Source organism: Aliiglaciecola aliphaticivorans (genome assembly GCF_054782055.1).
Genome location: NZ_BAAGTF010000029.1, coordinates 129,248 through 154,260, shown reverse-complemented (window position 1 = coordinate 154,260; position 25,013 = coordinate 129,248). Strand labels below are relative to the sequence as shown.

Below are 25,013 nucleotides of genomic sequence, written 5' to 3'. Positions count from 1 at the left end.
TTATCTGGTGCATGCTTACAACTACCCTAATTGTCTGATATAAGTCAGATAATGTCCGATACCAATCATCAACAACAAGTTGATATCTTCGCCTCAGATCAAAGACAGCGCCATTTTGCCGAGCTGTGTAATGCCCTGTATGAAAGAGAATTACACTCCTTAAGTAAAACCGCACCGAATAATATACGATTGTTACAACGTCGGTTATCCGGATTGCCCTACCATATTAAAAATGCAGCCGAATATTTACTTGCCCAAGACTATCCAATTCAAGTGGATATTCACAATGGCAGCTGGCAAGCAAAACAAACGGCTAAATGTGTTAGTAGTAAGTACGATCCAGAAAAAACCTTTGTTTGGTTTAGCAATTATGTTCGTATGGGCTTACCCTCACCGATTTACATGAGTGATATGGGCGTTGAAACCGTGGAGTTAGACTCTGTTGATAGAATCGACCAAGAACAGCATAAACTGCATTTCAATAAACATGGTTGGTTTAATTTTAACGGCGCTTATTTAGGCGAGTATGAACATTCATTGCAAAGCAAAACCTTATTAATTCCCAATAAAAGCAATATCACCGCAGCGTGTTGCGGTCACAGCTGGAATCATAAGGGGAAAACCATTCCCCGCACGCTCAGCTTACGAGAATTATTGCTATCCACAACCATCAATTGGAAGACCTATAAGTAATTAACCTAAAAGCAACATAGGTTAAAAGGTCGCTTAGTTAATGAACAGTTTTTTGAGTTTAGTGAAATTTCCACTGCAAAATGCGCCATATACGCCTGCTTATCCCGAGTTAAGGTTAGTTATTCCAAAGCGATATATATGGATTTATTAACTAAGGTTGACGCATAGGCTGATAAAGGATACAAATACACCACTGGAGAATTTACTCTAAATTTGATTAATTGAGAACAATGTGGCTTTACGAAAAATAGCTTTACTGAACATCCTACTACTTCTGGCAGCGAGACTGCACGGGTAGGTTGTAAATGTCACAACTGATTTTAAAACCCGTGCAACGCACGGGTTTTTTGTATGGGCAATATACTTAACAGGAGAAAAAATATGTCTAATCAAGTGAAAATATTTGATACAACCTTGCGTGATGGCGAACAAGCGCTGCCTGCAAGTCTCACTGTTAAAGAAAAACTGCAAATTGCGTTTGCCATTGAACGTTTAGGCGTAGATATCATTGAAGCTGGATTTCCAGTGTCATCACCGGGTGACTTTGCGTCAGTGCAAAGCATTGCCAGAGAAATCAAGAACGCCACTGTATGTGGCTTATCTCGAGCCCTAGAAAAAGATATTGATGCCTGTGGTGAAGCCTTAAAGGTTGCCGATCAATTTCGTATTCATACTTTTATCGCAACCTCAGATATACATGTTGGCGCTAAACTTAAAAAATCCCAAGAAGAGATTGTGGAAATGGCGGTACATGCCATTAAACACGCTCGTCGCTATACAGATGACGTAGAATTTTCCTGCGAAGATGCAGGACGTACTCATATCGACTACTTGTGCAGCATGGTTGAAGCGGCAATCAACGCTGGCGCAACTACGGTCAATATCCCTGATACTGTCGGTTATACAACGCCAACAGAGTTCGGTGGGATCATTAAAAATTTATACAATCGAGTCCCGAACATCGACAAAGCAACCATCTCAGTTCATTGTCACAATGACTTAGGTTTGGCCGTTGCTAACTCCTTGGCTGCCGTGGAAAATGGTGCAAGACAAGTTGAAGCAACAATGAATGGAATAGGTGAACGCGCGGGTAACTGTTCATTAGAAGAGATTGCAATGATATTGCAAACCCGCCATGCCATGTTGGGTTTGCAAACCAACATCAACTCCAATGAAATTTCACGTACCTCTAAACTCGTTAGCCAGTTATGTAATATGCCGGTTCAGGCTAACAAAGCCATTGTAGGAGCCAACGCGTTTAGTCACTCTTCTGGTATTCACCAAGACGGTGTTCTAAAAGCACAAAACACCTATGAAATCATGACTCCAGAGAGTGTGGGAATTAATAAAAATAACTTAAACCTAACTTCACGTTCAGGTCGCCATGTCATTAAGCATAGATTGACTGAGTTAGGCTATAAACAAAGCGACTATGACTTAGAAGCGATTTACAGTGCATTCTTGAAATTAGCCGATAAAAAAGGCCAAGTGTTTGATTATGATTTAGAAGCACTGTTGTTTTTTGATCAACAGAAACAAGACCAAGCTCATTTCGAGCTACTCTATTTACAAGCCAATTCGGGTCGGGAAATTATTCCCAGTGCTACCGTGAAAATGCGTATTGGTGAATCTGAAGTTACCGAATCAGCTGTGGGTAACGGACCAGTAGACGCAGCCTTCAATGCCATTACTAAAGCCATAGGTCACAGCAGAGTCGATGTGGTTGATTTCAAATTAGACTCGAAAGGTGAAGGTGCTGATGCACTCGCTCAAGTCAGTCTAATCGCCGAATATAATGGTCGCCGTTTCAACGGTATCGGTCTTGCCACCGATATCGTGGAGTCGGGCGTCAAAGCACTCATTTATGTGTTAAACAACACACATTTAGCTGATCAAATTGATCAACAGAAGAAACAACAAATAAAAATTGCAGGGGTTTAATAAGTACATGTCTAATTATGAAATTGCCGTTTTACCAGGAGACGGTATAGGTCCAGAAATTATGGCTGAGGCCAGAAAAGTGCTCAGTGCAGTTGAAAAAACCTGCGGATTGTCATTTACTCTGAACGAATATGATGTGGGTGGCTTAGCCATTGATAATCATGGAAAGGCTCTCCCAGAGTACACCCTAAAAGGGTGCGAACAAGCAGACGCAATTTTGTTTGGTTCCATAGGCGGTCCTAAATGGGATAGTTTGCCTTTGGAGCAACGCCCGGAACGAGCAGCATTGCTTGCATTGCGAGGCCACTTCGATTTATTCAGTAACTTACGACCTGCTAAGATTTATGAAGGCTTAGAATCACTATCCCCCCTTCGCGCAGATATCGCAGCAAGTGGATTTGATGTACTCGTCATCAGAGAACTCACCAGTGGCATTTATTTTGGTCAGCCTAAAGGACTTGAGGGTGAAGGCGAAGAGCAATTTGCCTATGACACTATGCGTTACTCAAAACGTGAAATTCGTCGTATAGCTAAAAGTGCGTTTGAAGCGGCGATGAAGCGCGGCAAAAAAGTCACCTCGGTAGATAAAGCGAATGTGCTAGTGTGCTCTCGTTTATGGCGTGAAGTAACGGAAGAAGTAGCAAAGGATTATCCAGAAGTACAACTTGAGCATATCTATATTGATAATGCCACCATGCAATTACTGCGTTACCCCAACGAGTTTGATGTGATGCTTTGTTCTAATTTGTTTGGCGACATCATCTCTGATGAGTGTGCAATGATTACAGGCTCCATGGGATTATTACCGTCTGCGAGTGTTAATGAGAGCGGTTTTGGTATGTTCGAACCTGCTGGAGGCTCAGCGCCTGACATTGCAGGTAAAGGCATTGCTAACCCTATTGCGCAAATATTGTCTGCTTCGATGATGCTACGTTATAGCTTGAATCAGGGCGAAGCGGCAGATCAAATTGATGATGCGGTGCGCAAAGCGTTAGCTGAAGGTGTATTAACAGGAGAGTTACTTCCTCCAGAAAAACGCCATCTAGCCAAAACTACATCGCAAGTGGGTGACGTAATTAGTCAGCACATATTATCAGCAGCGCAAAATAGCTAAAATTAGCCTGCAGGCTAAGCTTTAAATTTAGGAACTAAAAATGGCAAAATCTTTATATGACAAAATTTGGGAATCCCATATTGTCGATCAATTGGGTGAAGATAATCTTATTTATATTGACCGTCACCTGATCCACGAAGTCACCACTCCACAAGCGTTTGCAGGGTTAAATGAAAAAGGACGTAAAGTAAGATGTCCACAAAAAACCTTCGCAACCATGGATCACAGTATTTCTACTCGCTCGTTAGCAATAGATGCCTGCGGCCCAGAAAACCAACTGCAATTGCAGACCTTAGCCAACAATTGTAAAGAACACGGTATTGAATTATTCCCTGTAGGACATCAAAAGCAAGGTATCGTCCATGTAATAGGGCCTGAACTTGGCTTAATTTTACCCGGTATGACGGTTGTTTGTGGAGATTCCCACACGGCAACCCATGGCGCATTTGGCGCCCTTGCTTTTGGTATAGGTACTTCACAAGTTGAGCATGTTTTTGCCACCCAAACATTAAAACAAAGCAAAGCCAAAAGTATGCTAATTAATGTTGATGGAAAATTACCCATTGGCATCACAGCAAAAGACATCATTCTGGCCATTATTGGTGAAATAAGCCATGCCGGCGCCACTGGGTATGTTATCGAATATGCCGGAGAAGCCATTCGTGGGTTAACCATGGAAGAGCGCATGACAGTGTGTAACATGACCATTGAAGCAGGAGCAAAAGCGGGCTTTATTGCACCTGATGAAACCACGTTTGAATACATTAAAGGTCGTGAATATGCGCCAACTGGGGAAACTTGGGATGAAGCAGTAGCCTATTGGAAAACCTTGCATACCGATGAGGGTGCGCATTTTGATAAAGTGGTTGAATTGCAAGCACAAGACATTGCCCCACAGGTAACTTGGGGAACCAACCCAGGTCAAGTGACTGGTGTGACTAATGCCATTCCAACCCCAGAAGACTTTAGCGATCCCATCGAGCGTGAATCAGCTAGTAAGGCCCTGGCGTATATGGATTTGAAAGCAGGCACAAAGCTTACGGATGTTGCAGTCAATAATGTATTTATCGGTTCTTGTACTAATAGTCGAATTGAAGACCTGCGCTCAGCAGCGCAGATTGCTAAAAAAGGAAAAGTAGCAGAAGGCGTAACAGCCATAGTTGTTCCCGGTTCCGTATCAGTTAAACAACAGGCTGAAGAAGAAAAACTCGACCAAATCTTTATTGATGCGGGTTTTGAATGGCGCCTACCCGGTTGTTCAATGTGTTTAGGAATGAACGACGATATTCTCAAAGCAGGTGATAGGTGTGCGTCAACGAGTAACCGAAATTTTGAAGGACGCCAAGGCCGTGGGGCAAGAACCCACCTAGTTTCTCCAGCAATGGCAGCTGCAGCTGCGATCACTGGTCACTTCATTGATGTACGCGACTTGTAGGAGTAGATGATGACAGGATTCACAACCCATTTAGGTACAGCAGCACCACTTGATCAAGCCAACGTGGACACAGATCAAATCATTCCCAAGCAATTTTTGACTGGGGTTACTCGCACAGGCTACGGCAAACACTTATTTCACGATTGGCGTTATTTAGATTTACATGAAAAAGAAGTCAACCCAGATTTTGCCCTAACCAAACCTGAATATCAGGGAGCGAGTATTCTACTAGCTCGTGAAAATTTTGGTTGCGGTTCAAGCCGTGAGCATGCTCCTTGGGCCCTCGCTGATTTCGGCTACAGCGTCATCATTGCCACCAGTTTCGCTGATATTTTTTATGGTAATTGTATAAATAATCAATTATTGCCAATTAGCCTTAGCAATGACGAGATGAACAGTCTTTTTGCCATTGTGAAAGACAAGCCTGAAACCCAAATTTTTATCGATTTACCCAATCAAAGGGTTAAAGTGGCTGAGCATGAATATCATTTTGATATCCCTGAACACCATAAAAACAATTTGATTAAAGGGCTTGATGCTATTGGTCAAACCTTAGAACTAGACGATAAAATTCTTGATTATGAAAATAACGCGTTAGCTTGGTTAAGATAGTTCTCTTGTAATAACAGCATCCAGGAACGACGGAGTAAATTCCTTGCCTGGATGCTTGTTTAAATTTCTAAACCACGATTTAAAAGGAGATTTGAAATTACTATTGGGATAAAATACAGCTTCATTTAAAACCTTAAAAATCTGTTGGGAGTGTTGGGTAGTAATGCTTGAAGCGATCAAAATCGAAGATTTAAAGCCAGGCATGTTTGTTAATGAAGTTATCGAACAAAAAGGCAAATTAAAAATAAAAACAAAAGGCCTAGTAAAATCAGTTAAATCAATTGATTTGTTAAAGAGCAAAGGTGTAACCAAAGTAGAAATTGATTTATCTCGAAGTAATCTTCCACCACCAGTTGTCACTCCTAAAGTAGAACAAGACGAAATTAAAGAAACACCTTCATCGCCTCCCCCCAAAATAAAATCTTATACTGATAGTGAACAACTTGAGGCTGCTACTAAGCTATATGATGAAGCCTTGGTTATTCAAAGTCGATTTTTTAAGCGCTTAGCAGCCAACGATACGCCGTCACTGTCTGATGTGAAGAACTTAAGTGCAAATATAATAGAATCAGTATTAAACATGCCAAGTGGCTTGAGTTGCTTAACCTTACTAAATAAATCAGGAAGATATTTGTTAGAGCATTCTCTAAACTGTTCTATTTTACTGACGATGTTTGCAAATTATAGAAACATGGGTCCGCAAGCAATTGAAGAGTTAAGTCTAGCCGGATTGTTAATGGATGTCGGTATGACCAACATGCCAAAAGACATTACGCAATCCCCTGCAAAACTAACCCTCCAACAAAAAGAAATTATTACAACCCATGTGGATATTGGTCTTGATTTAGTTGACCGCTGCGGAGGTGTAACCGCGATAGTACAAGATATTATCTTCAACCATCACGAACGAATCGATGGCACAGGTTATCCAGATGCGCAGAGTGAACATGATGTAAGTGAATACGCTCGAATGGCCGGGATTGTAGATAGCTACGATGCGATGATTAATGAACGGCCATTTCGTAAAGCCGTGACCCCTTCTAAAGCCCTAGTGAAGCTTCTAAGTGATGAAAGTTATGACCAGGTACTTGTTGCTCAATTTATAAAATGCTTAGGTGTGCACCCCGTTGGCTCTCTTGTAAAATTGGATAATGATAGGTTAGCGATAATAACTCGCGGCAACAAAGAGACTCCTATGAAGCCTGTCGTCATGGCTTTTTATAACTTAAAAACCTCAAGCTATTCTGAAGTCAAAAAGTTAGATTTAAGTCAGGTGAATGTAAAAATTATCAGTGCCGTTCGATCTGAAGACTTTGGTTTAAATTTAACCAAGTTTTTAAAAGAGATTTTAATAACCGCGTTGTGATTTTTAAACAGGGCATTTAGTAGTCGTTAAATGCCCTCGAATAAGTCACTTAATCTACCAATCTGATAGTGCTTCCATACTAAACTCTTGACCTTTAAAAGTCATGATCACATGTTGCGGCTCAATTCCCTGTATAATAAGCCCGTCTTCAATTTCCTGTCCTTCAACGGCTCTTTTACCATTCACCCTAACCCATCTCTCTTGCGGTGCTGACACGTACATATGGGCGGAAAACGCTAAACTCGGTAATTCCATTAACACCCAAGCAGGAAGATCACTCACCGATGGTACATCCTTGATGGATTGTGAATTATCAGCAGGATCGACGGGGGTTTCATCTCCTAAAGAGGCCAAGGCATTTCGAAAGCGCTGCAATAACTCTGGTGGAATATTAGCTTCTTCTTCCTCGCTTTGTTGTTTAACTGCTTGTTGTTCTGCCAGCCGTTGCGCCTCGTCATCTGCAGATTCTTTCTCTATAGGGCGTTGGTTTTGCGTTGGCGGTTTTGCTTGTTCAGGCTCGGAGTCGAGTTCAGAAATGACTTGCTCGGTTTTCGCCGTTACCGAACTAACTTGATCAATATTCTGCTCTTGCTGAGTAATTTCGGACCCAGTGGACTCATTAGGATCGATGAGTTGGCTGTTATCTTCTGGTTTTGATTCTGTCGTTTGTGCAACTTCAGGGGGGGGATTAAATACATGCTTAAATTGGGTTAAGTTTGCCAAAGTTAAACCAAAACAAAATCCAGCGGCGATAACCACTACTGCAATCAGTGATTTTTTACCATAATACTGCCATGCTTCTGGTAGCTCTTGCACCGAAGGTAAAAATAAACTGCGGTTAAACTGCTCTGAAATACCTTGGTCGATGTGCTGAGTAATAGTACTGGTATCTTCAACCAATTTTTGGGTTTTCGATTTAGCAATTTTGGGCTTTTTGACTTCCACCGTCATATCGGGGTCGATCTCAACTTCCTGCACCCCCATTTCAGCTAACGCATTTACCATATCCAAGCTGCTAACAAGACCGGACTTTTTAATCTTTACGGGTCCGTTTTGGGCAGTCACTTTAATAATGACCATTCCAACTTTAAGTTGCTCAACACTGATTTTTTGGGTCATGTTAGGCTCCAACCAAATAGCCAATACTGGCAGCGGCGAGAAAACTTGCAACCAATATCAAAGTCCATTGCTTTCCTTGTCGCTGTTTAACCACGTCATCACCTAAGATTTGCCTAGCAGCCGCGATAAAAATATGGCGACGAACAATGGGATGTTGTTTGGTAAATGTTAGTGTTAAAGCGCGATCGCAGAGTAGGTTAATGACCCTAGGTATGCCGCCGGTTATTTGATAAATCGCTTGTAAAGTAGGTTTACTGAAAATTCGTTCATGCCCGCCTGCCACCGACAGTCGATGGGCAATGTAGTTTTTGACTTCCAGTGAAGAAAGGGGCAATAAGTGATATCTGGCGGTAATACGTTGGGCTAATTGTCTTAACTCATTGCGTTTCAGCAACTGTTGTAACTCAGGCTGTCCTATTAACACCACCTTAAGTAATTTTTCCCGATTGGTTTCCAAATTCGTTAAGAGTCGCAACTGCTCCAACACTTCAGGTAATAAATGTTGAGCCTCATCAACAATCAAAACCGTATTGATTCCGTTTCCATGATTGGTGGTGAGTTTATCTAAGATTTTATCGGTAAAATATTTCAAACTGGCTTGTTTTTTAAGATAACGAATTTTTAACTCATCGCAAATTGTTGCCAGTAATTCTATTGCCGAAAGGGTTGGGTTGAGAATCATTGCCACTTGCGTATTATCAGGCAATTGTTGCAGCAGTTTGCGTGAGACAGTGGTTTTCCCAGTGCCGACCTCACCTGTGAGCATGACAAACCCGCCGCTTTCACGTAAACCAAAAATTAAATGAGCAAGCGCTTCTTTATGGCGAGGACTCATATACAGATAATCTGGGTTAGGTGCTATCGAAAACGGGTTATCGGATAATCCAAAATAATTCAGGTACATATATGCTTATAAAACCAATCCAAATTTGCGACGAATAAGGTAACACTATTTGAGGTTAACTCAAAGACTGCTTACTATGGGAGTTATTGTGGAAAGCATAAAGAGAGTTATCTACAGATGAAATGTTTTTTAGTTGGCGGCGCGGTGCGCGATAAACTGCTGGATCGCAAAGTTAATGACCAAGATTGGGTTGTGGTTGGCGAAACCATAGAATCAATGTTGGCCGCGGGTTTCACTCAGGTAGGTAGTGATTTTCCGGTTTTTCTGCACCCCAAAAGTAAAGAAGAATATGCACTGGCGCGCACCGAGCGAAAAAATGGTAAAGGCTATACTGGATTTGAGGTAAATAGTGCCCCTGATGTTACCCTTGAAGAAGATCTGCAACGCAGAGATTTAACCATCAATGCCATGGCGTTAGATCAGAACCAGCAGTTGATCGACCCTTTCAATGGTCAAAAAGATTTAAAGGAGCGTGTTTTACGTCATGTCTCCCCTGCTTTTACGGAAGATCCACTCAGGGTACTGCGAGTAGCTAGATTCGCTGCTCGATATCATCAATACGGTTTTCAAATTGCGCCAGAAACCGCATTGTTAATGAAACACATGGTGGAACAAGGAGAATTAGATCACCTCGTCCCTGAACGTGTATGGAAAGAAACATCTCGCGCACTATTGGAAAACGATCCCGACATATTTTTTGAAACCCTAAGAGCCTGCGGTGCATTGAAAGTATGGTTTCCTGAACTAGACATACTATGGGGCATTCCAAACCCTGTGCAATGGCATCCCGAAATAGATACTGGGATCCATACCATGATGGTCATTCAACAAGCGGCGAAACTCACTGATAGTTTAGCCATACGTTATGCAGCCTTAGTACATGACTTGGGCAAAGGGCTAACAGATCCTGCTCAGTGGCCATCCCATCGAGAGCATGAAGAGTTGGGAGTTGCCCCTATCCAAGCCCTCAGTGAACGTTTGAAAGTCCCTAATGATTGTAAAGAATTAGCGATTATGACCAGTGAATACCACACTCATATTCATCGAGCTTTGGAGCTCAGACCCGCCACCGTATTGAAGGTATTAAATCATTGTGATGCTTGGCGACGACCACAGCGATTCAAAGATTTACTTACAACCTGCATAGCGGATGCAAAGGGACGAGCCGGCTTAGAAGATAGAGACTATCCCCAAGCGGATTTCATGTGGCAAGCCTTCGAAGCGGCGAATGGCGTAGAGGTCAAATCGATTATTGAAGCAGGTGCTGTGGGCAAAAATATTAAACTACGCTTAAATGAAAAACGCATTCACGCTATTCGAAACATGAAAGAGAATTATGCGGCGAATTAACCCCCTTACATCGGCAAAATTGCTTAACTCAATTAAGGCTGCCCTAAAGTGGATAACTACTTTATAATTGCGGCAATTATGTGAAAGCGACTAGAATCCACGGAAAAATATGTTTGATGAATTAGATCTTGACGAAAAGTTATGTCAAGCCTTAGCCGATATGGGGTACACCTCCCCTACCAGTATTCAATCTCTGGTGATCCCTCCAGCCATGGAAGGACAAGATATCTTAGCCAATGCACCTACGGGAACGGGTAAGACTGCCGCATTTTTGTTACCGGCTTGTCAGTTTTTACTGGATTTTCCTCGTCAACAACCTGGTTCTTGTCGAATTTTGATACTAACGCCTACCCGAGAACTCGCCTTGCAAGTGTATGAACAAGCAATGCAAATCACACAATATACAGATTTAGAGTGTGGCGTAATCACTGGAGGCATTAATTATGGAACAGATCGCGAAACCCTAGAAAAAAACCTGGATATTTTAGTCGCAACCCCCGGCAGATTGTTCGAGCATATTGAAAAAGAAAGTTTTGATTGCCGCGATATTGAAAGTTTAGTGTTGGACGAAGCAGATCGCATGTTGGATATGGGCTTTTCCGCCATTGTGAATCAAATTGCTGCTGAAGCGCGTTGGCGCAAACAGTCCATGTTGTTTTCAGCTACCCTTGAAGGTCCTGGGATTGCGCGTTTTGCCAAAGACTTGCTAACCAATCCCGTTTCACTAGAAGCGACCCCAAGCCGCAAAGAACACGCGAAAATTCTGCAATGGATCCATCTAGCAGATGATGCAACCCATAAATATAATTTGCTAAAAAGTATTCTAACCAATCAAATTCAATCAGCGGTGGTATTTGTAAAAACTCGGGACCGACTCAACCAACTTAAACAAATGCTCGAACGAGATGGATTCACAATTTCGTGGCTGCAAGGAGAAATGCCCCAAGATAAACGCAATAGTGCGTTACAACGTTTTAAAGATGGCGAGATAAACATTCTGTTAGCCACCGACGTTGCTTCAAGAGGTATTGATGTGGACAACATCAGTCACGTCATTAATTACGATCTTCCTAGAACAGCAGATATTTACGTTCATCGTATTGGTCGAACCGGTAGAGCAGGAAAAAAAGGAACCGCTATATCCATTGCTGAAGCCCACGAGATGGGGATCATCGCAAAAATTGAGCGCTATACACAGCAGCGCTTGAAACGTCGCGTGATAGAAGCGTTGCGACCAAAGAATAAAGAAGCTAAACCGCCGGTTAAAAAGAAAAAGCCTAAATCTGCCAAAAAGAAAATTAAGCGTCCCAAGAAAAACAAATGAAGGTGATAGTTTGCAACACAATATCGCAAGAACTTCAAATTAATCAATAACTTGCTGTGATAGCTAGTTAAGCCTTCAAATTATGGGGGAGTAAATTGTTTTTTTAGATAGTTTGATAGTCCTATTTGCTTAAAAGTTGTATGATGTTGCCGTATTTAGTTTCGCTGTGTAACCAATTTGGCTGGTTTTTAGAAGGGGTTCTGCCATTAACAACGATTTTGAAATTAATCAGGCAAATTTACGAGATAAAACTAACTCCATTTATGAAAATTTACTTGTCGGACTAATCGGCAGCTTAGTTGCAGCCATTTTTCTTGTTTTTGCATTAGATACACCCAATACCCATAGTTTAAAGCTAACTTGGTTGGCTGTTGTTGCTCTGATAACAGCTTTCCGGTTCATTGATTGGCTTTATTGGCGAATTAAATTGCGCCGAAAAAAATACGAAGCACATCCGGCCAGAAATCGCGCGGTGCTTGGGGTTATTTCGTTGGCTTTAATGTGGTGCGTCTATTCGGTCGTTTTTTACGACAGTATGGATCTAACAGAGTTGGCTTTGACCTTTGCCATGCTTTGTACTCTCTCAAGTGGAGCGAACTCTGCTCTTTCAGGCCATAAAAAGACGGCTATTCTTTATACTATTCTGTTGTTAACACCCGTATCCTGTATGGCGTTATTTTCTGGTGTTACAGTACATATTTTTATCGGCTGTTTAGGGCTTCTATACAATATTGCCATCACCTATTCCGCAGCTCGAGCCGCTGACTTAACGAAAGAAGCCATCAAACTACGCAATGAAAACACGCTTATTTTAGAAAAAATGCAGCAAAAAATCGCCCAAACTGATGCCGTCCATGCAGAATTATCACAGGCTTATAATCATTTAAGTGATAACAAGGAAGCCTTAGAAAAAGAGGTAGAGCGACGCACAGAAGAAATCAGAATGTTATCGAGCTTAGATCCGTTAACTCAGTTATATAATCGTGAAGCATTTATACGTCAGTTATCTGAAACGGCAACTAAGAGTATTAAAAGCGGTCATTCAGTCGCTTTGCTTTTCATCGATTTAAATGGCTTTAAAAAAGTCAACGATACACTCGGACACAAAGTAGGGGATGCAGTATTAGTCGAGGTAGCCGGCCGAATTGGTGCATTTGCTAATGACTATCAAGCGGGACGCTGGGGTGGCGATGAGTTTTTAATGTTATTACCCTATGCTGACCATGAAACTGCTATTTCGGTGGCCAATGCATTATTAGCTCGTATATCTCAGCCCTTAGATGTCATGTCTAATCAGCTTTTTGTCAGTGCAACCATTGGCATCGCGATGTTACCCGAACACACGTCAAATGAAACAGAACTAATTCAACTGGCTGACTTTGCAATGTTCGAACAAAAGAAATTGAATTTATCTGCGCCAAGAATGTTTTCCCAGGATTTATTTGAAAACCTCAAACAAATCGAAGAACTGCGCAATGGTTTACAGGAAGCCATCAGCAATAAACAACTTTATTTATGTTACCAACCCATTGTGAAATGCAAAACTAAACAACCTTGGTCATTTGAAGCTCTGTTACGTTGGAATTTTAACGGCAACCTCGTTGGTCCCGACACCTTTATCCCCTTAGCAGAACAAACCGGATTAATTCACGAAATTGGTGCTTGGGTGCTTAACCGAGCCTGCATTGATGCCAGCCAATGGCAGCATAGTCCCAATGCATCGGTCTCTGTAAACGTTTCCATCACACAGCTGTTAGATTCTGATTTTATTGGCGTTTTAGATAAAGCATTAAAAACGAGTAAATTAAAACCAGAACGACTGCATTTAGAAATAACAGAATCGATGTTTGCTGATAACAAAGAAAAAGTCAAAGCCAAAATAAATGCCATCAAAGAAAGAAATGTTCAAGTTTCCATTGATGACTTTGGTACAGGTTACTCGTCATTGAGTCAGTTACAAACCCTCAAGTTCGATACCATAAAAATTGACCGTTCTTTTGTTTTGAATATGCAGCATGGTGGCGAAGCTATCATCAGAGCAACCCTGTTTATTGCCAAACAATTTGGTTGCCAAACCGTAGCTGAAGGTATTGAAACAGAACAAGAAGCACTCAAACTGTCTGAAATGGGTGTGGATTACTTACAAGGTTTTTTGTTTTCTAGACCGATAAAAAACGACGATTTACGTCACTGGGTGGAGAAGATTGAAACCTAATTTAGGCAACATATACCCCAATAACAGACACACCTTGATTTCAACTTTTAAAATACAACTGTGTGGCATAACACAGTTTTAGAGCACGCTTTATGGCCCAACTTTATTTCTATTATTCTGCAATGAATGCAGGTAAATCCACATCTTTGTTGCAGTCTGCTTACAATTATCAAGAACGCGGCATGCGCGCAGAAATTTTCACAGCTGCGCTGGATGATCGCTACGGAATTGGAAAAGTAACGTCCCGTATAGGTTTAAAGTCAGACGCTCACTTGTTTAATCGAGAAAGTGACTTATTTAAAAGTACGGAAGCGTTACAGGACAATGGAAAAATTGACTGCATCTTTATCGATGAGGCGCAATTTTTAAATAAACGCCAAGTAAAACAATTAACTAAAATTGTTGACCAATTGCACATTCCGGTCTTGGCCTATGGTCTGCGCACCGACTTTCTCGGTGAAACCTTCGAGGGAAGTCACTATTTATTAGCGTGGGCCGACAAGATGATTGAATTAAAAACAGTATGCCATTGTGGTAAAAAAGCAAATTTCGTTGTCCGTTGGGATGAGACGGGAAAACCGGTAAAACACGGCGCACAGGTGCAAGTTGGCGGTAATGATACTTATGAGTCTATGTGTCGAAAACACTTTACTCAACTAGTTTGGTAGTCTCCATAAAAGGGATAACTGATTAGACTTTAACGCTAGGCTGCTCCCCTTTAGACACCAAACCTGCCCCATTAAACTTAAAACGCCTCAGCATATTTATCCTGAGGCATTGTCGTGTTTTGGATTTCCCAATACTTGTTAGGCTCCAGTTTTAATATCATCTAAGTGGTACTTATCAATAAGCGAATATAACGTTGGTCGTGTCACCCCTAAAAGTTCAGCAGTTCTCGACATATTCTTCTCGGATTGGTAATAAGCTCGGCGAATAGCACGACTTTCGGCTAATTCTCTTACTTCACGTAAGTTTAGGCTATCCACGCTATCATCACCATCTTCACGGACAATTAAGCCTAAGTCATCAGCCTGAATTGTACTGCCTTCGGCTAAAATAACCGCTGACTTCAGTTTATTTTGCAACTCACGAATATTACCGTTCCAGCGATGTTGCAACATCGCTTTAACCGCACCATCACTCAGGCCTTTCACTTTGGTTCCAAACTCTTCGTTGTACTGATTTAAAAAGGTTTTAGCCAGTAAAATAACATCATTCTCGCGCTCTCTTAAGGGCGGAATGCTGATAATAATTTCGCCAACGCGATAGAACAAATCTTCACGGAAAGTTTGTTCTGTCACCATATCTTGCAAATTTCGGTGGGTTGCACAGATAACACGAATATCCACAGGGATTTCACTTCTCCCCCCTACCCGTTCAATCACCCTTTCTTGCAGAAAACGGAGCATTTTGGCTTGTAGTCCAAGGGGCATATCACCAATTTCGTCTAAAAATACAGTGCCGCCTTGAGCCGTTTCAATTTTACCTAACGTGGTTTTATTCGCGCCGGTAAACGCCCCTTTTTCATAGCCAAAAAGTTCGCTTTCTAGTAAATTTTCAGGAATAGAGGCACAGTTGATGGCTACAAAAGGCTTGTCTTTTCGAAGACTATGATCATGAATACTGCGGGCAAACACTTCCTTACCGGTACCACTTTCACCTAACAACAAGGTGCTAATATCAGTTTGTGCAATTTTCTCAGCTTTACGGCTAACTATTTGAATAGATTCACTATTACCAATAATTTTGCTCATGGATGAAGAGTTTTTAGCAAGCTGCCGGTTTTCTAGTTCAAGATTAAATAAATTAGCAGCCCGATTCACTAGAATCTGAATGGTGTCAGAGTCGATTGGCTTTTGATAAAAGTCGTAAGCACCTAGGGCAATAGCTTTGAGGGCATTTTCTTTATCATTATTGCCGGTCACCACGATCACTTTGGTTTGCGGCGATAAGGCTAAGATTTCCTCCAGAGCGGCTAAGCCTTCAGAAGCATTAGCAGGATCTGGTGGCAATCCTAAATCGAGGGTAACAACTTTAGGCTCATATCTGCGTAATTGGTTGATCGCAGATTGGCGATCTTCAGCAAAAACAACTTCGTATTCGCTTAAGCTCCATTTAAGTTGCTTTTGAATTCCTAGATCGTCGTCAACTACTAATATTCTATCCACGTCTTTTGGGTCCCTCTATAAAGATTATTATTCTGCAGGAAAATTCAGTGTAAACACTGACCCTTTTTGCTGTTCACTTTGGACCTTAATACTGCCGCCCAACCTTTCAACAAAATTCTTGGCATCGTATGCACCAATTCCCATTCCTGCGTTACCTTTAGTGGTATCGAATGGTTTAAATAAGCGATGTTCAATAAAATCTTGACTCATTCCCTCACCGCTATCTTCGATGGTAACGATAAGAAAACGTTGGTCAACGCTCATATCGATGCTCACTTTTACCTGCCCGTGATCGTCAGTCGCTTGTTGCGCATTACTGATCAAGTGATACATAACATTACAGAATTTTTCTTCATCTATCACCAGTTGTTTCTCATCAATGACAATTAAACTCGGAATGGGTAAATTTCCTGCGCATTTTTTGTCGATCACTGATTGAATACTCACGGAAACATCACATAGCTTTTCGTTGCTTCGTTGCGCTTCTTTTTTATCTGTGAGCTGGCGTAACATTTTATCCATACGCGCTTTTGTGTGGGTCAAGGTTTCAAAAGTATCTTCAATAAACTCAGGGTTATCTTTGTGTTGCTCAGCGTTGGCTAAGATCAAATCGATTTGTGCTAGCACATTCTTCAAGTCATGTAATACAAACGCCGACATTCGGTTGAACGCCGCAAACTGTGCATTTTCAGCCACCTCTTTACCGGCTTCGTGATGGAAAACATAGCTTGATATTTGTGCGGTCACTGCGGTCAGGTAATCCCTGAGCTCCCAATTTAATTTACGAACCGAGCGGTCACCATTCATAATTGCTAACCCCCAAAGCGCTTCGGCCTTATATATGGGAAGCACAATTTGAAAGGAGCACTCATTTAACAACGCATGGTTCAATTTTAAGCCTTCATAAATAAACGGCTGATAACGCAACTCTTCTATATCGATAACCCAGTCTTTTTGCTGGCAATACACAGCTAACTCATTCAATAATTGAACTTCTCGTGGAGTAAGATCTGGGTGGTTAATTTGTGCTTTAGGATTTAGGCTGTGCCCTTCCTTTTTCAGTAACACACCAGAATTGTATTCAATGGCTTGAATCCAACCATTAAGCGCATTTTCATAAACCTGTGAAATATTGGATTCATTGGAAGACAAAGCATCGGTTAATTTTAACCATTCAATACGATAATCGAACTGATTGACGAAAAAGTGCTTGGTAATAAATACCCGTATTTTCACTCTTAGGCTGTTGGACAAGAACAAGGTCATTAGCAGTGCAGTGGATAATACTATGAGTATTATCTGTATTGTGCTTCCCCACTCTCCACCAATGTATTTTACGAAATAGCCTATCATCGCCATGATAAACAAATACACGCCTGCGACCATTAACAAAGAACTGTGTAACACGATTTCTCGAGAGATAAATATGTCAACGCCCCAATGTTTGATTCGGCGAATAGCCAATACTAGGAACGGCAACAATCCCGTATAAACGTAACCTCGTGCGGCAATATAAGTTACTTCTACGCCGCCAACCATGGTGGCATTGGCAAAGGTCACGAATTCAAATAAATTCGTGGCTCCCAGGTATAACACAAGGGGTTTATATGCCCACTTATTTTCTCCAGCTTGTCGATAGATTAACTCCAGTATGACCAGAACTTCCAAAGAGATAATTGTTAGGGCTAGAAACTGCCAACTCACATCGATTGGGAGAAAATAAGGTAATAAAATGCTGGCAACGGGCACAGATAACATGATGATGGAAAAGGGACGCATTAACACGTCCTTAATACTTCGAAAGTCGTTTTTAATGCAAGCCAGTAAGAAAACTAGCCAGATACTTTGTTTAACTGCATCCCATAGAAATAAGTGTTTGATTTCTACAGGTCCAAATAAAAAATTAATGTGCAGTAAACACCACACAGCAGTCCCTGCTGTAGCTAGAATCAATAAATATTTAACCAATCCTGCCTTTCTAACGGTGAAAAGCAACAATAGCAATAGGCTGTAACTGACTACACCTAGTCCAAACCCAAGATCAGCTATCATCATCTATTGACTTCCTTGCACAAAACTAACTATCGTAAGCACCAATTAACCCTTCAATGGTTAACTCTTACTTCTTTTTAAGCACTAAACTGCCAATGGAATAACCCGCACCGAATGAGCAAATCAGGCCATAATCTCCTGATTGTAAATCTTGATGATGTAAATGAAACGCAATAATTGAGCCTGCCGATGCGGTGTTTGCAAATCGATCTAGTACAATAGGTGCTTCGTCAGCATCTGCCACCCGACCGAGTAACTTTTTAGTTATCAAGGTGTTCATATTAATGTTCGCTTGATGTAACCACCAGCGCTTTACATCTACGGAGGTTAAATTGTGCTTGGCCAAATGATCGGCAATGTGAGCGGCCGCCATGGGACAGACTTCTTTGAATACTTTGCGTCCCTCTTGATGAAACAATTTATCCGGCCCGTAAGGTTCGGTATCAAAAACTCGACTCATGTAACCAAAGTTGGAACGAATATTACTGGAAAAATCGGTAACAGCTTTGGTACTGAGAATTTCAAATTGTTGCTCACTGGTAGCCGTATCTTGATGTTCAATTACCATAGCTGTGGCAACGTCACCAAAAATAAAGTGACTATCACGGTCCTGATAATTAATTTGCGGTGAAATTAATTCAGGATTAATGACTAAAACACACTTGGCCGTTTCAGCAGCGATCATTTCATATGCTCGATGCAACCCAAAGGTTGCCGCGGAACAGGCAACCAACATGTCGAAGCCAAAACCTTTAATGCCTAACGCACCTTGCACTTCAATGGCAATAGCCGGATATGAGCGCTGAGTATAAGCACAAGATACAATAACTGCATCAATGTCTTGTGCTGTCTTATTTGCCGCTTTTAGTGCTTTTTTCGCTGCATCTAAAGCCACTTCAGCTTGGTGTGACAATTCATCATCACTGCGTTCTGGAATATTTGGACGCATTCGTTCAATATCTAAAACACCGTCTTTTACATAAGCGTACCGACTTTTGATACCTGATGCTTTTTCTACAAAATCTGCGCTAGATAAGGGTTTAGCCTTTATTTCATCCGCAGCAATGGCCTCGGCGTTTTCTAAGTTGTACTTTTCAGCATAAGCATTATAACTGTCAACCAACTCACTGTTAGAAATACTGTAAGGGGGCGTCCACATTCCCGAACCACTGATCACAATCTGTTTAGTCATGTATTAAAATCCAATCATTTGTCACTGCAAAATTAAACTGTCTAAGCTTAGCGTTTTCGCAGTGAAAAGTCATGGAACATGCACAAGCAATTTACATCTAACGCCTGCTCATATAAAAATACCGTGAAGATTCACGGTATTTTTAACGCCTCGATATACCTGATTTGACCTTAAAACATGTAGGTCTCTGCGTTGGTTAACAATTGTTTATCCGTTATTTTGTCTTTTACACAAGATTGAATATCCTGATTTTTAAAAACATAAATACGATCTTCAGAGCCATTGTTCTGTGGCGAGCCAAAGTTCGATAGCACAAAAGTGACATGCTCATCCCCAGGCAGTGCTCTAAATCCATTGCCGTATTTACACAAAGTCGTGGCTATATTGTTTTCAAAACGCGATAGAAATGCACTGTACTGTTGCTTTTTCTGAGCCATCCTTTGCTCCGCTTGCTGTTTTTGATCTGCTGCTAACTGTTTGGCATATTTATCGACACTAGCCTGCTGTTCTTTTAATTCTGCAATTTTACTCTCAAGTTCCGTTTTTTCTTCTAACAGATCTGCTTTTCGCTGACTATCTGCGCTGCGCATTTCAAACTCTATATCCCGCAAGCGGCGTGTATATTCTCGCAGCTCCCAAGCTATTTCACGTTCTTGTTGATTGAGCTCCCGTAGCTTTTCTCTTGCTTTATTCATTGCCCCACTCGCTAACCGCAAAGATTCCTCGACTTCTTCGCTCCAATGTTCTTCATCAATTTCAATGAATACATTGTGCTCATCATCGCCAATCTCCGGTAAAGGCGGTATAGGCGGCAATTCGGGTATCACCGCAAAGTCACTATCGCCATTAAAGGAAAATTCAAAGTGTCTGGAGTGAGCACTGCTTGTTAACTCAAAAACCACACCTTGGGTAGACAAATAGGTAACATCTAAGCCCCTAAGTTTGATCCCATCTTTACTTTCCCCTTGGGTTAACGCGGTTTTGATAATACCGCTCATTATCTGCAATTCACTTTTCAATTCAGGCAAATTTGTTTTTGCCCATACCATGCTTGTCGTTATGCCTAATAGTGCGGCACTCAAGCTAGCCGCTAATGTGAGTTTTTTGAATTTACGATAGGTTGTCATTTTTCACCTCTTGAATACTTAAAATTAGATACACTATTCGGCCTTAGGGTTTGCCCGTTGGGTTATCATATATAGCGTTTTGAAGCTGATTGAGTTGGCGGGCATAAAACAACTGATCGTCATTTCGTTGTTCATTAATAAACTTAATTAACTCACCAAAATCTTCTTTACGTTCTTGTCTACTGGAAGCCAGTAAATACTGGGTAAGCTGAGTACTAGCATCTAATTGCTGCTCACGTAGGGAGGCGACATAGTCATTCAATGCCGCATTTTGTTGCGCTTTAAATTCGTCTAGCTGTCGCGCCACTTTTTGCTCTAGACGTTGCCCAGAATCACGAAAACCAAATGTCATTTTACCTCCCTCAACACTGGCTTCGAAACCACTAAACACCAGCACAATGGCGACAATTGAAAGTGCGCTTGAAAACACCGAGAAGCCTTGCCACTGCCACCATTTTTGCGAAGCTTGATAATCAAAGCTTGCTTCTTGATTCCAATTAGGTGCAGCTTGTGATTGATAATCTTGAGCAAACAAAGAAGCTCGGTTGGCCATTTCCACTTGCTTGGAAAAGTCGTCATCTTCAATGCATAAACTTTCAAACTGCTGTTGTTGTTGTGGACTCAAGTCTCCTTCCATCCAAGCGGCAAGCAACTCAGATTGATTTAAATTAGGCATATTCAACCTCCAATAAAATTTTTAACTTTGATAACGCGCTGTACATTCGAGATTTAGCGGTGTTAGCTGAAATTCCAAGTTGTTCCGCAATTTCTTCAAACGTAAATTGACCGAAAAATTTCAATTCAATAACCGCTTTTTGAGATAGCGGAAGCTGCTGCATTGCATTTACCAATTGATTAGCATTTTGAGAGGACACCATGGATGTTTCCATACATGGCTCACCACTTTCAATTTCTGGACTATCATCAAGGGCTTGATGGGGCTTTTTACGTCGGTAAAATTCAATGCATCTATAATGGGCAATTTTGAAAAGCCAACCTCGAAAGCAGCCCTCTCCCCGGAAATTACTTAAATTACGAAACACTGAAATAAATACTTCCTGCATCAAATCTAATGCGTCTTCGCGGGTGCCTGTCATGCGAATGCCATAGTTATACACTTGAGATTCATAGCGTTTTATCAGATTCAACCAAGCACGTTTGTTGCCGTTTAATGCTTTGCTTATTAACTGTTGGTCGCTTTTTTCAAACACGTAAATGGTTCCATTAGTCTGCTTGTTGATATAGTCGAGACCAAGTTTCAAATAGTTTGAAACCAGCGAAATTATTTTTTTAAGGTAGGTATAGGCATCAGTGGTGAGAGCAATTCTGCTAACATTCTGAATAAACGAACACGGGTGGTTCCCGATCGCCAAACTAGGCCAATTTCACGGTAAGCATTGTCTTCGGCTGGCATGGACATTAGTTGTGCGTTGTTTAGTATATGATGATCAATGGCAAGTTCTGGTAAAAAAGTATAACCGAGTTTGCTATTTGCCAGTTCAACCAGAGTATGTAAGCTAGACGCTGCGAGTGAGCTAACTTGTTCAGAATGTTTCAGTCGACAGGCGCTCACGGCGTGTCCCGTCATACAATGTTCCCGTTGTAACAAGAAGACACTGTCTTTGGGTAATGCAGACATATCCATAGGATCGGCCAAGGACTCGATTAAATCACTGTGGGCCACTAAATGGAAGGGGTCATGACCAATAACCAATTGCTTACAGCCAGGGGTTTCCATAGGCAAAGCTAAAATTAATAGGTCTAAGATTCCATCGTTTAATTGGCGTAACAGATTTTCAGTGGTGTCTTCTTGGAGTTTTAATTGCAACTCAGTGAAGTTGGCTTTGACTACTGACAATATTCCTTCGAAAATGAATGGCGCTATAGTAGGAATGACCCCTAATTTCAGACTACCCGCCTGCCAATTACCAGCCGAATGGGCAAAATCAACCAATTCCGTAGCATCATTTAACAATTTTTTACTGCGCTCGACCAACTCTAAGCCGAAGGGCGTAAAAACAAAGGTTTTATGGTCCCGCTCGAGCAACTGACAAGCAAATTGTTCTTCCAGGTTTTGAATAGCGGTACTGAGGGTCGATTGACTGACGCAACACAGCTGAGCAGCCTTATTAAAATGCTGCACTTCATGTAATACAACCAGATAATGTAAATGTTTTAAATTGGGCCACTTCATGATTTATCTTCTAAAAAACTGATTAGACTTGTTAGTTTAAATCAGATTTTTAAATATTCAAATCAAATAAAAACGGCACCCTAGGGTGCCGTTGTTTTGCATAAGCAATTTAATCGCTATCAATTTTAGACTAACTAGCAAATATACCTTTGAGCATGAAAAAGAATATAATTGATAAAGCGGCACCTGCAGGTAGAGTAACAACCCAGGAAATCACGATGTTTCGCACAACCCCCAAGTTCAGTGCAGCGATACCACGTGCCATTCCTACTCCTAACACAGCCCCTACTAGAGTTTGTGTAGTAGAGATGGGTAAGCCAGTACCTGAAGCAAGCACCACTGTGGAGGCAGCTGCTAACTCAGCCGCAAATCCACGACTGGGCGTTAAATGGGTAATGCCGTTTCCTATGGTTCGAATTACTCGGTGACCAAACAAGGCTAATCCTGCAACAATACCGAGTGCTCCTAGGGGGAGTATCCACCAATCCAAGGCAGCTTTAGAACTGATTTCACCTTGGCTATTGACCACTGAAACAACCGCTGCCAAAGGTCCAATTGCATTGGCTACATCGTTTGAACCATGAGCAAATGCCATACAACAGGCAGTAACAACCATCAAAATAGCAAATACTTTTTCAACATTGGTAAAATGCATTGATCTGTCGAGACTTTCGTCAAACTTGAGTCGATTTATATACAAACGACCAATAGTAGAAACAACAACGGCAATAACTATCGAAAGTATGCAAGCCTCAAAGAAGGTAAAGTGCAAGCCTACATGCTTCAACCCTTTCGTGATGGTGACTAGCGACATTACAAAGCCAGCAAATGCCATATAGAAGGGCACATAGCGTTTGGCGTTTCTAAACGGATTATCGGTATCAAAGATAAGACGTTGGGCACTCATGAAAATCAAAAAGGCGATAAAACCGGAAATAGCAGGTGTAATTACCCAACTACCTACAATCCCGCCAACTTTAGTCCAGTCTACAGAATCTGCACCTACGCCGACGGCGGCAAAACCAACAATGGCACCTATAATAGAGTGAGTAGTGGATACCGGCCACCCCAAATAAGATGCAACCCCTAACCAAATGCCAGCTGAAAACAACGCAGATATCATTCCAAATACGAGTAAATCGGGAGAATCAATGAAATAGCTAGTATCAATAATGCCTTTCCGAATGGTAGAAGTCACTTCCCCACCGGCTAAATAAGCGCCGGCAAATTCGAACACCATTGCAATAAATACTGCTTGTTTAATGGTTAACGCTTTAGAGCCTACAGAGGTTCCCATGGCATTCGCAACATCATTAGCGCCAACCCCCCAAGCCATCAAAAACCCAACGACAGCCGCAACAACGATCAGGATAAACCCGTAGTCATTAATAATTTCCATAGAGGTACGCCTTTTTATCCTGCTAACATCAATTCAAGTCGAGCACCGACTCGTCCTGCGGTATCGGCTAAACCACCGACTAATTCAATGATGTTGTATAAGAACATAACATCGACAGGATTCATTTCAGATTCCAATTTCATTAAAGAACTACGCATGTTTATTTGCATACTGTCAGTTTCATCTTCAATTTCATCTAGTTGGGATATCATTCTTTCAACTAAATCGACTTCCCTACCTTTAAAACCTGCTTCCAATAATTCATCTAATTCATTGATGACATTTTTAGCTTGAGATGAAGCATCAAGACACCTAAGCAGATAAGCATTAAATGACTCCTGTAATGATTCGGGGATCTGTAATTGACGACCTATAATGCGTCCAGAAATATCCTTTGCTTTATTGGCCAATTTATCTTGCTGAGTTATCAGTGCAAGTATGTCTTGACGTTGAATGGGCATAAACAAACCTGTAGGTAAGTTTGTTCTCAATTCACGTTTGACCTTGTCTGCCTGTTTTTCCAGTTGAGATATTTGTTGTTGCACATCCTCTGCGCGAGTCCAATCACATTCATAAACATGTTTAAAAAATACAGCGAGCAATTGAGTACACTGATCGACTAGATCAATGTGATCTTCAATCGGCTTCAGTGGCGATTTGGCAAAAACACCAAGAAATGAGTTTGTTGACATTATGTATCTCTAAAATAATCGGTTAGCCAATCCAGAAGCCTGAATCATACGCGAAAGACTAACCTGTTTATATGACATTTTTATGACCCCGCTGAAACCCTTTGAATAAAAGGGTT

Annotated in this window: 21 protein-coding genes; 10 read left to right on the top strand and 11 right to left on the bottom strand. The window is 41.4% G+C overall.

Annotation, left to right across the window (positions count from 1 at the left end; genetic code table 11):
• The first annotated feature begins 51 nt into the window (after positions 1–51).
• The 6 genes from ACYVIL_RS15635 to ACYVIL_RS15610 all read left to right on the top strand — a co-directional run bounded on the left by ACYVIL_RS15635 (position 52) and on the right by ACYVIL_RS15610 (position 7,161).
• Complete coding sequence (locus ACYVIL_RS15635; RefSeq protein WP_460313336.1) at positions 52–693, top strand: hypothetical protein; 642 nt, start codon at positions 52–54, stop codon at positions 691–693.
• Between the two features lie 381 nt (positions 694–1,074).
• Positions 1,075–2,634, top strand: a complete 1,560-nt coding sequence (leuA, locus tag ACYVIL_RS15630) for a 2-isopropylmalate synthase (RefSeq protein WP_303472411.1) — start codon at positions 1,075–1,077, stop codon at positions 2,632–2,634.
• 7 nt (positions 2,635–2,641) lie between these two features.
• Positions 2,642–3,748, top strand: a complete 1,107-nt coding sequence (leuB, locus tag ACYVIL_RS15625; RefSeq protein ID WP_303472413.1) for a 3-isopropylmalate dehydrogenase — start codon at positions 2,642–2,644, stop codon at positions 3,746–3,748.
• Positions 3,749–3,788: 40 nt separating this feature from the next.
• A complete protein-coding gene (gene leuC, locus ACYVIL_RS15620; RefSeq protein ID WP_303472415.1) occupies positions 3,789–5,183 on the top strand; it encodes a 3-isopropylmalate dehydratase large subunit in 1,395 nt (464 codons plus the stop codon).
• Positions 5,184–5,192: 9 nt separating this feature from the next.
• A complete protein-coding gene (gene leuD, locus ACYVIL_RS15615) occupies positions 5,193–5,795 on the top strand; it encodes a 3-isopropylmalate dehydratase small subunit (protein WP_303472417.1) in 603 nt (200 codons plus the stop codon).
• A gap of 163 nt (positions 5,796–5,958) precedes the next feature.
• Positions 5,959–7,161, top strand: coding sequence for an HD-GYP domain-containing protein (locus ACYVIL_RS15610; RefSeq protein ID WP_460313333.1), 1,203 nt, complete (start codon positions 5,959–5,961; stop codon positions 7,159–7,161).
• Positions 7,162–7,215: 54 nt separating this feature from the next.
• On the opposite strand, the gene ACYVIL_RS15605 is transcribed toward ACYVIL_RS15610, so the two are convergent.
• Together ACYVIL_RS15605 and ACYVIL_RS15600 are read right to left on the bottom strand one after the other, a co-directional pair.
• Positions 7,216–8,280 carry a general secretion pathway protein GspB gene (locus ACYVIL_RS15605; RefSeq protein ID WP_460313331.1) on the bottom strand — a complete coding sequence of 355 codons (1,065 nt, stop codon included), beginning with the start codon at positions 8,278–8,280 and terminating at the stop codon, positions 7,216–7,218.
• Position 8,281: 1 nt separating this feature from the next.
• Entirely contained in the window at positions 8,282–9,184 is a 903-nt protein-coding gene (locus ACYVIL_RS15600; protein WP_460313329.1) for an ExeA family protein, read from the bottom strand.
• Positions 9,185–9,301: 117 nt separating this feature from the next.
• Here ACYVIL_RS15600 and ACYVIL_RS15595 point away from each other — a divergent pair, with 117 nt between their 5' ends.
• From ACYVIL_RS15595 to ACYVIL_RS15580, 4 genes are all read left to right on the top strand, one after another.
• Complete coding sequence (locus ACYVIL_RS15595; protein ID WP_460313327.1) at positions 9,302–10,534, top strand: multifunctional CCA addition/repair protein; 1,233 nt, start codon at positions 9,302–9,304, stop codon at positions 10,532–10,534.
• A 109-nt stretch (positions 10,535–10,643) separates the two neighbouring features.
• Positions 10,644–11,858: an ATP-dependent RNA helicase SrmB gene (gene srmB, locus ACYVIL_RS15590; RefSeq protein ID WP_303472426.1), complete on the top strand. Its 1,215-nt coding sequence runs from the start codon at positions 10,644–10,646 to the stop codon at positions 11,856–11,858.
• Positions 11,859–12,285: 427 nt separating this feature from the next.
• Positions 12,286–14,073 (top strand): putative bifunctional diguanylate cyclase/phosphodiesterase, encoded by a 1,788-nt coding sequence (locus tag ACYVIL_RS15585; protein ID WP_303472428.1) that lies wholly within the window; start codon positions 12,286–12,288, stop codon positions 14,071–14,073.
• Positions 14,074–14,165: 92 nt separating this feature from the next.
• Positions 14,166–14,741 (top strand): thymidine kinase, encoded by a 576-nt coding sequence (locus ACYVIL_RS15580; RefSeq protein WP_303472430.1) that lies wholly within the window; start codon positions 14,166–14,168, stop codon positions 14,739–14,741.
• 138 nt (positions 14,742–14,879) lie between these two features.
• Here the strand turns inward: ACYVIL_RS15580 and prsR are convergent, their stop codons facing one another.
• The 9 genes from prsR to ACYVIL_RS15535 all read right to left on the bottom strand — a co-directional run bounded on the left by prsR (position 14,880) and on the right by ACYVIL_RS15535 (position 24,897).
• Entirely contained in the window at positions 14,880–16,241 is a 1,362-nt protein-coding gene (prsR, locus tag ACYVIL_RS15575; RefSeq protein WP_303472431.1) for a PEP-CTERM-box response regulator transcription factor, read from the bottom strand.
• Positions 16,242–16,268: 27 nt separating this feature from the next.
• A complete protein-coding gene (gene prsK, locus ACYVIL_RS15570; RefSeq protein WP_303472832.1) occupies positions 16,269–18,293 on the bottom strand; it encodes an XrtA/PEP-CTERM system histidine kinase PrsK in 2,025 nt (674 codons plus the stop codon).
• A 67-nt stretch (positions 18,294–18,360) separates the two neighbouring features.
• Complete coding sequence (locus ACYVIL_RS15565) at positions 18,361–19,485, bottom strand: beta-ketoacyl-ACP synthase III (protein ID WP_460313324.1); 1,125 nt, start codon at positions 19,483–19,485, stop codon at positions 18,361–18,363.
• A 170-nt stretch (positions 19,486–19,655) separates the two neighbouring features.
• Complete coding sequence (locus ACYVIL_RS15560) at positions 19,656–20,612, bottom strand: hypothetical protein (protein ID WP_460313322.1); 957 nt, start codon at positions 20,610–20,612, stop codon at positions 19,656–19,658.
• A gap of 43 nt (positions 20,613–20,655) precedes the next feature.
• Positions 20,656–21,288: a hypothetical protein gene (locus ACYVIL_RS15555; RefSeq protein ID WP_303472436.1), complete on the bottom strand. Its 633-nt coding sequence runs from the start codon at positions 21,286–21,288 to the stop codon at positions 20,656–20,658.
• On the bottom strand, positions 21,281–21,823 hold the full coding sequence (locus ACYVIL_RS15550; protein WP_303472438.1) for an RNA polymerase sigma factor: 543 nt from the start codon (positions 21,821–21,823) through the stop codon (positions 21,281–21,283). Before ACYVIL_RS15550 ends, ACYVIL_RS15555 begins: the two co-directional genes overlap by 8 nt.
• 71 nt (positions 21,824–21,894) lie before the next feature.
• A complete protein-coding gene (locus ACYVIL_RS15545; protein WP_303472440.1) occupies positions 21,895–22,806 on the bottom strand; it encodes a hydrogen peroxide-inducible genes activator in 912 nt (303 codons plus the stop codon).
• Between the two features lie 130 nt (positions 22,807–22,936).
• On the bottom strand, positions 22,937–24,205 hold the full coding sequence (locus tag ACYVIL_RS15540; RefSeq protein WP_303472442.1) for an inorganic phosphate transporter: 1,269 nt from the start codon (positions 24,203–24,205) through the stop codon (positions 22,937–22,939).
• 14 nt (positions 24,206–24,219) lie between these two features.
• Positions 24,220–24,897, bottom strand: a complete 678-nt coding sequence (locus tag ACYVIL_RS15535) for a TIGR00153 family protein (RefSeq protein ID WP_460313319.1) — start codon at positions 24,895–24,897, stop codon at positions 24,220–24,222.
• Between the last annotated feature and the right edge of the window lie 116 nt (positions 24,898–25,013).